Annotated in this window: 6 protein-coding genes; 2 read left to right on the forward strand and 4 right to left on the reverse strand. The window is 68.7% G+C overall.

The features are described from left to right. Window positions 1-4 precede the first annotated feature (4 nt). From DWV11_RS02600 to DWV11_RS20220, 3 genes are read right to left on the reverse strand one after another with little or no spacing between them, the layout of a single operon-like run. Window positions 5-994 (reverse strand): HAD-IIA family hydrolase, encoded by a 990-nt coding sequence (locus tag DWV11_RS02600; protein WP_115787342.1) that lies wholly within the window; start codon window positions 992-994, stop codon window positions 5-7. Next, window positions 987-2,738, reverse strand: a complete 1,752-nt coding sequence (locus DWV11_RS20310; protein WP_245953405.1) for a hypothetical protein — start codon at window positions 2,736-2,738, stop codon at window positions 987-989. The genes DWV11_RS02600 and DWV11_RS20310 overlap by 8 nt, the downstream gene beginning before the upstream one ends. Continuing rightward, complete coding sequence (locus tag DWV11_RS20220; protein WP_210725648.1) at window positions 2,707-3,006, reverse strand: hypothetical protein; 300 nt, start codon at window positions 3,004-3,006, stop codon at window positions 2,707-2,709. Before DWV11_RS20220 ends, DWV11_RS20310 begins: the two co-directional genes overlap by 32 nt. A 372-nt stretch (window positions 3,007-3,378) precedes the next feature. Here DWV11_RS20220 and DWV11_RS02610 point away from each other — a divergent pair, with 372 nt between their 5' ends. Further along, a complete protein-coding gene (locus DWV11_RS02610) occupies window positions 3,379-4,575 on the forward strand; it encodes a CaiB/BaiF CoA transferase family protein (RefSeq protein ID WP_115787343.1) in 1,197 nt (398 codons plus the stop codon). Between the two features lie 44 nt (window positions 4,576-4,619). Here DWV11_RS02610 and DWV11_RS02615 read toward each other — a convergent pair whose 3' ends face one another. Further along, entirely contained in the window at window positions 4,620-6,176 is a 1,557-nt protein-coding gene (locus DWV11_RS02615; RefSeq protein ID WP_115787344.1) for a PucR family transcriptional regulator, read from the reverse strand. Window positions 6,177-6,284: 108 nt separating this feature from the next. On the opposite strand from DWV11_RS02615, the gene DWV11_RS02620 reads away from it, so the two are divergent. Beyond that, a complete protein-coding gene (locus DWV11_RS02620) occupies window positions 6,285-7,472 on the forward strand; it encodes an acyl-CoA dehydrogenase family protein (protein WP_115787345.1) in 1,188 nt (395 codons plus the stop codon). Window positions 7,473-7,560: the final 88 nt, after the last annotated feature.

Genomic DNA, 7,560 nt, shown 5'->3' on the forward strand with positions numbered 1-7,560 from the left:
CAGTCTAGTTTTCGATCCACTCCACACGCGGAGCCGTGGCTTCGGCGGCGTCGGGAGTGGCCGCCCACCACGCGGCGCAGGCCGCACGCCAGGAGTCCAGGTCATCTTCCGGGCCGCTGACCGTGACGGTGCCGTCCTGGACGGACGCCGTGGAGCTGCCGCAGCGGAAGAGGCCGCCGTCCTCGCTGATCGCGGGGTAGGGCTCATAAAGGGCGGTGAGGTCGGGAATCAGGTAGCCGGGGCGTTCCAGGCTGCGCGCGGCGAGGATCGACTCGCGGGTGTCGACGCCGGTAAGCACCGCCGCCGTCGCGAATCCCGCCCGGTTGCCGCCCAGGATGTCGGTGTCGAGGCGGTCACCGACGACGAGCGGACGCTCGGAGCCCAGCCGCTTGGCGGCCGCGTGGAAGAGCGGCGCTTCGGGCTTGCCGGCGACGCGCGGGGTCTGGCCGGTGGCCGCCGAGACAGCGGCCACCAAGGTGCCGTTGCCGGGGGCCATGCCACGGGCCTGGGGAATGGACATGTCCGTGTTGGTGGCCACCCACAGTGCTCCGCCGGCCACCACATAGGAGGCTTCGGCAAGCTGCTTCCAGCCGATTTCCGGATTGAAGCCCTGCACGACGGCCACCGGTTCCCCGGCTGCGTCGTGGACGGGGACGAGTCCGACCAGTTCGATCTCGTGGGCCAGCGCGGCGCTGCCGGTGATCAGCACGTGCGCACCGGGCGCCAGCAGTTCGGACAGGAGCACGGCCGCGGCCTGGGACGAGCTCACCACCTGGTGGTCCTCGGCGGGGGCGCCGAGTTCACGCAGGTGCGCGGCCACCTGGGCCGGGGTGCGGGAGGCGTTGTTGGTCACGTAGCCGAGGCCGACCCCGGCGTCCTCGAGCCTGGACAGGGACTCCACAGCACCGGGGATGGCGTGCGGTCCGGCGTACACCACGCCGTCCAGGTCGGAGAGAACGGAGTCGAAGGCCGAGAGCAGGGAGGCCTCAGTCATTATGCTTGCCTTCCACGGATTCCCCGACGTCTTCGGTTCCGGCGTCATCAGTTCCTTCGTCCTCGGTTCCTTCTCCTTCGAGGACGTCTTCTTCCACCGAGTCGCGGTCCGATTCGGCGTCGTCGGACTCGAAGTAGTCGGATTCGACGTCGTCGAGGTCCACGTCGTCGCCTTCCGTGCCGTCTGCTTCGCGGACGCTTGCCTCGCTGAAGGCTCCCTCTTCCTCGCCGGCCTGGGCTTCACCAGCGGCGGGCTCGTCGCGGCGGAAGCGCGGCTTGACCGTCTCTTCTTCGTCGTCTTCGCCGAGGTCGATGATGTCCGGTTCCTCGAACTGGCCGACGCCCAGGGCGTCTTCGGCTACGACTGCCTGGCGCTGCCAGCGGACGGCTTCCTCCGCACGGCCGGCAGCGGTCAGCGCTTCGGCGTAGGCGCGGAACAGTCGCGGGCTGTAGGAGAAGGCGCGGTTGATGTCCAGCTGCGGGATCTCGAGCTCGGCGACGGCCGCGTCCAGCTGGCCAAGGTCGGCGCGGGCGCCGGATGCGACAATGGCCAGTTCCACCTTGCCCGGGGCGTCGAGGTCCTGGGCTTCCGGGGAGCGGACAACATCGAGGGCGCGGTCCGGGCGGCCAAGGCCACGCTCACAGTCGGCCATGACGGGCAGGTGAACGTTCGATCCGCTGATCCGGCGATAGGTGCGGAACTCCCGCAGAGCTTCGCCGTAGTGGCCGGCCGCGTAAGCGGTGAGGCCCACGGCTTCGCGGACGACGGCCAAGCGGCCGCCGCGGCGGCTGGCAGCCAGGGCATGCTGGAAGGACAGTTCGGGGTCGATGTCCATGAGGCGGCCGGCCATCACCAGGTGCTTGGCGACCCAGCTCGCGTTGGTGCTTTCGAGGGTCTTGATCTGGTTCTTGGTGGCGCGGTCGAGTTCCTGGCCCGTGACGTCGTCGTCGATTTCCGGCGAGCGGTCACGGTCGGGGCGGTTGGCGCTACGCAGGTCCGCGGCGTTGGGAACGCGGGCGGGGCGCTCGTCGCGGGGACCGTCGAAGGAACGGGGGCCGCGTCCAGGGCGGTCGCCGAACTTGCGGTCACGGTCACCGAAGCCACGGCGCTCCTCACCTTCACGGCGCGGACGCTCACCAAACGGCTTCCGGTCACGATCAAACGGCTTCCGCTCACCGCGGTCACCGAAACCACGGCGCTCACCATCACGGGCAGGACGCTCACCGAAACTGCGGCCCCCCTCACCTTCACGGCGCGGACGCTCACCAAACGGCTTACGGTCACGATCAAACGGCTTCCGCTCACCGCGGTCACCGAAACCACGGCGCTCACCATCACGGGCAGGACGCTCACCGAAACTGCGGCGCCCCTCACCGTCGCGGCGCGGACGCTCACCAAACGGCTTACGGTCACGAGCAAACGGCTTCCGCTCACCGCGGTCACCGAAACCACGGCGCTCACCATCCCGGGCGGGACGCTCACCGAAGCCACGGCGCTCCTCACCTTCACGGCGCGGACGCTCACCAAACGGCTTACGGTCACGATCAAACGGCTTCCGGTCACGATCAAACGGCTTCCGCTCACCACGGTCACCGAAACCACGGCGCTCACCATCACGGGCAGGACGCTCACCAAAACTGCGGCGCTCCTCACCCTCACGACGCGGGCCGTCGAAGTTACGCTGGCCCCGCTCACCGAAACTGCGGCGCTCCTCACCGGTCGAAGTTACGCTGGCCCCGCTCACCGAAACTGCGGCGCTCCTCACCGTCGCGGCGCGGACGCTCACCAAACGGCTTACGGTCACGATCAAAGGGCTTGCGCTCACCGAACTTCTTGCCGTCGCGGTCGCCGAAGGGCTTGCGGTCACGGTTTCCGCCTGCGCCGCCTTCACGGTCGTCGCGGGAACGGAATCCACGTGGATCGCCTCCGGAGTTGTTGTTGGCGCGGAAAGGACCGCGCTCTCCCCGACCGCCACCGAAGTTGCCGCGGTTTCCGCCGTTGTGCTCAGCCATGCTGGATTCCTCCTGTTATGAGCCGACCACTGGCGCATGCGCAGCCGCTCGTATCCGTATTTTGTTCTCACGCCGCCGCATCCGGCCCGTTTGTCTCCTGCAATTCTAGGCGACGGTTCCCGGCGTCCCGTATTCCGGGAGCGCTTTGGCGCCTCCCCGTGGGAAGCATCACAGCAGGAACGCACGACGACGGCGGGAGGCCCGCGCCGCCGTCGTCATCCTTCGTCTCCGGTGCCGCCCGCCGGCCGGCCGACACGCCGTAAGGCATTGAGTCCAGGACGTTCCGGCCCGGGCGGGACGAACCGTCCCGCGACGGCTCGCCGGAGCCCTGCCTAAGGTGTGCCCTATCAGCTCCCGCCACCGGAAGGACCCATGGAACAGCCGGACACCTCCCTGCCATCGGCACTGCCCCTGGAGGGGATCCTGGTCGCCGACTTCTCCCGGGTCCTCGCCGGACCCCTGGCCACCATGACCCTGGCGGACCTTGGGGCACGCGTGATCAAAGTGGAACGGCCCGGCAGCGGCGACGACACAAGGAGCTGGGGCCCACCGTTTTCGGCGACGGGGTCGACGTACTTCGAGAGCGTGAACCGTAACAAGGAATCCCTGTGCCTTGACCTCGCCGACCCCGCCGAGCGGGAACTGGCCCGCGAGCTGGCCCTGCGCTCCGACGTCCTGGTGGAGAACTTCAAACCCGGCGCCATGGCCAGGCTGGGGCTCGGCTACAAGGAACTGTCTACGGAGAACCCTTCCCTCGTGTACGCCTCCATTTCCGGGTTCGGCAGCGGCGGCGGAGCGGGACTGCCGGGCTACGACTTCGTGGCCCAGGCGATGGGCGGTCTCATGAGCATCACAGGCGCGCCCGACGGCGAAGCAATGAAGGCCGGCGTCGCTGTGGTGGATGTGCTGACTGCCAAAGACGCCACCATTGGCATCCTCGCCGCACTGCAGGCCCGCAGCGTCCACGGCCGCGGGGCCCGGCTTGAAGTCAATCTGCTGTCCAGCCTGCAGGGGGCCCTGGCCAACCAGGCCCAAGCGTTCCTCGGCGCTGGCACGGTGCCGGGGCGGCTGGGAAACGTCCACCCTTCGATCGCGCCCTACCAGCTGCTCCGATGTTCCGACGGGCCCTTGGCCGTCGCCTGCGGAAACGACTCCCAGTTTGCTGCCCTCTGTGCGGTCCTTGACCTGCCCGGCCTCGCCGCCGAGCCCGCTTTCGCCGGCAATCCGCAGCGGGTGCGGAACCGCGCCGGACTCGTGATGGTCCTGGAACAGGCCCTTGCCGCGGCACCGGCCGCGCACTGGCAGGAACGACTCACAGCGGCCGGAGTGCCCGCCGGCCGGGTGGCCGGGATCGACGAGGGACTCGGTTTCGCCGAGTCCCTCGGCCTGGAGCCCACCATCGAGGTGCACGATTCCTCAGGGATCGCCGTCGGGCGGCAGGTCCGCCACCCGGTCAGCTGGACGCCGCCGCTGACTCCGCGCACGCAGGCTCCACCGTCTCTTGGCGAACACGACGTTCCGCTCCGGGCGTGGCTGTCCGGGCCGGGCGTCCCTGGACTGGACAACTAGGCACGGCGACAACTAGGCACGGCGACAACTAGGCACGGCGACAACTAGGCACGGCGCAAGCCGAGCCACAGGCGGGCGGCGACATCCGGGTCGTCGAGGTCGGCCCCGATGATCCTGGCCGCCGTCGCAATCCGGTGCCGCAGGGAATTGCGGTGCACTGCCAGGTCCCGGGCCGCGGCTTCCCATTGGCCCCGGTGCCGCAGGAAGCTGCGCACCGTCGCCACCAGGTCGGCCCGCGGAAAGCCCCGCAGTGCTTCGATCCATTCCTCCACCTGCGCATCCACGCCGTGCCCGCTGCCGGGCACGGCGAGGGTCCCGGGCTGCAGGGACGCCAGGATTTCAACCAGGGCATCCCAGGCTTCGGACAACCGGTGCAGGGGCAGAACCCGGCTCAATGCAGCGCTGTGAGCCGGAAAGTCGCGGACGGCCGGCAGTTCGGCCGGTCCCCCATCCACGGAGACGGAAGCCGCGGACATGGCGTCTGCGGAAAGAGCGTCCAGGATGAAACAGGACACAGCCCCGTCCGGGAAACGCAGCCGGCAGCCGCGGACGGCGGCGGGGAGCCAAGGCACCGGATGTTCCGCGCGCAAGCGGCCGACGACGTCGGCAGCCTCCTCCGCCGGACCCCGCGCCACCGCGTCGTGCCCGGCACCCTTCAGGAGCAGCAGCCGCACCGGACCGTCGGGCAAGCGGACGGACAGGTCACCTGCCAGCATCCGCGCCGCGTCCGTGTGTCCGCCGAGCAGCAATCTGGCCACCGCGGAATCCAGCGCCGCGCCGGCCGCGTGGGCTTCCTGCTGGTGCCGGGCTTTGAGGGACAACAGCATGCAGACGGTCTGGATGATCTGGCGGTCCGCCTTGCCGAGTTTCCGGCCGGCGCCGACTGCGAGGAACCCGGCGATGCGGCGGCCCACCACCACAGGATGCACGACGACGTCGCTTCCGTGGACCTGGAAGGTGGCGGCCGAGTGCAGCGCGCCGAGGTTGAGCCGGGCGGTCTGTTCCCGCAACTGCGGAATTAACCCGGATGTGCCTGATGGCCAGAACGTGTCTGCGTCTGTGCCGGCCGGGGCTGCCGGCAGGTATGCAGCCCACCCGCCCAGGGCCTGGGCCAATGCCTTGACCACCGAGGCGTTGGCGTCCGGCAGCAGGGCAGCCCGGGCCAGGGCGGTCTGGGTGCCCAGGCTCGCCACGAGGTCGGACTGGCCGGCTTTGGATACCAGGTCCCAGTACGCGCGGGAGACGTTCATGAACGGGACGCCGGCGGGCACCAGCAGCAGGGCAAGCCCGGCGTCACCGCATGCATCCGCCAGGGCGGCGGGGACGGCGTCGAGCCCCGCTCCCAGGCCGAGGCCCAACGCCGAAACGTCGTGCTCCACCAAACGTCCGACATAGGAGCGGATGCGCGCGGCACCGCCGTTCAGGCTTCCGGCGAAAGGTATCCCGGTGGTGAGGAGCAGCTCCCCGCCTTCCAAGTAGGGAGTCGGGTCTTCGAGCTCCGAGATGTGCACCCCGGAAATCCGGCGCCCCGGCACGACGGCACTGCCTGACGGACTGAGTTCGGCACCGAGCCGGTGCTGAAGCTGGGCAAGGCTGATCATGGCTGCCTTTGTTGGTCTGGGAAGGGACTGGACAATCTAACCAGTTTCCGGACCGCAGCGGGCGGATCATCCAATGCCCACCGCCCGCCGACGGCTTAGCGTTGGGGCATGACGCCCGAAAGCAATGGAGCAGGCGTGCCCGTGACGGCCGACCTGCTGGAGATAGATTCCCTGTTCACCACGGACGAACTCGCCGTGCGCGACACGGTCCGCGCGTTCGTCGACGCGAGGATCCGGCCGAATATCGCCGCCTGGTATGAGGACGCAATCTTCCCGCTGGAGATCGTCCCGGAAATGGGAGCGCTCGGGCTGCTCGGCATGCACCTGAAAGGTTACGGCTGCCCGGGACGCAGCGCGGTGGAATACGGGCTTGCTGCCTTGGAGCTTGAGGCCGGCGATTCCGGGCTGCGGACCTTCGTCAGCGTGCAGGGCTCCCTCGCCATGAGCGCAATCCACAAGCACGGGAGCGAAGAACAGAAGCAACAATGGCTCCCCGGCATGGCGTCCGGTGACCTGGTGGGATGCTTCGGGCTCACGGAGCCGGGTGCGGGTTCGGATCCGGGGAGCATGAAGACCTTCGCCCGGCATGAGGGTGATGAATGGATCGTCAATGGATCCAAGCGCTGGATCGGCCTCGCCTCGATCGCGCAGCTCGCCATCATTTGGGCCATGACTGACGACGGCGTGCGGGGCTTCATCGTTCCCACCGACACCCCCGGGTTCCGGGCGACCCCGATAGGGCCCAAGTTGTCCATGCGTGCCTCGATCCAGTGCGACATCGAACTCCGCGACGTCAGGCTCCCCGGTTCAGCCCTCCTGCCCGGAGCGAAGGGCCTGCGCGGCCCCTTCGAATGCCTCAACGAAGCCCGTTACGGAATCATCTGGGGTGCGATGGGAGCCGCGCGGGACAGCTACCTGGCCGCGCTCGACTACACACAGCAGCGGCTCCAGTTCGACAAACCCCTCGCCGGCTACCAACTGACGCAGGAGAAACTGGTCAACATGGCCCTGGAAATCAACAAGGGCCTGCTCCTGGCCGTGCAGATCGGCCGCCTCAAGGAATCCGGGAAGCTGCAGCCGCACCAGATCTCCGCCGGCAAGCTGAACAACTGCCGCGAAGCCATCCGGATCTGCCGGGACGCCAGGGCCATGCTCGGCGGCAACGGCATCACCCTGGACTACCCGCCCATGCGACACGCGAACAACCTGGAGTCCGTGCGCACCTATGAGGGAACCGACGACGTCCACACGCTGATCCTCGGCAACCACATCACGGGCATTCCGGCCTTCCGCTGAAGGTTGTTAAACGGCTGTGTCCCGGTCCTGTGGGCCGGGGCGCGGTTTGTGTTGGGCCGGCTTAAATGCGGGAGGCCCCCGAACGGTG

Source organism: Arthrobacter silvisoli (assembly GCF_003369445.1).
In the GTDB taxonomy this organism is placed as follows: Bacteria; Actinomycetota; Actinomycetes; order Actinomycetales; family Micrococcaceae; genus Arthrobacter; species Arthrobacter silvisoli.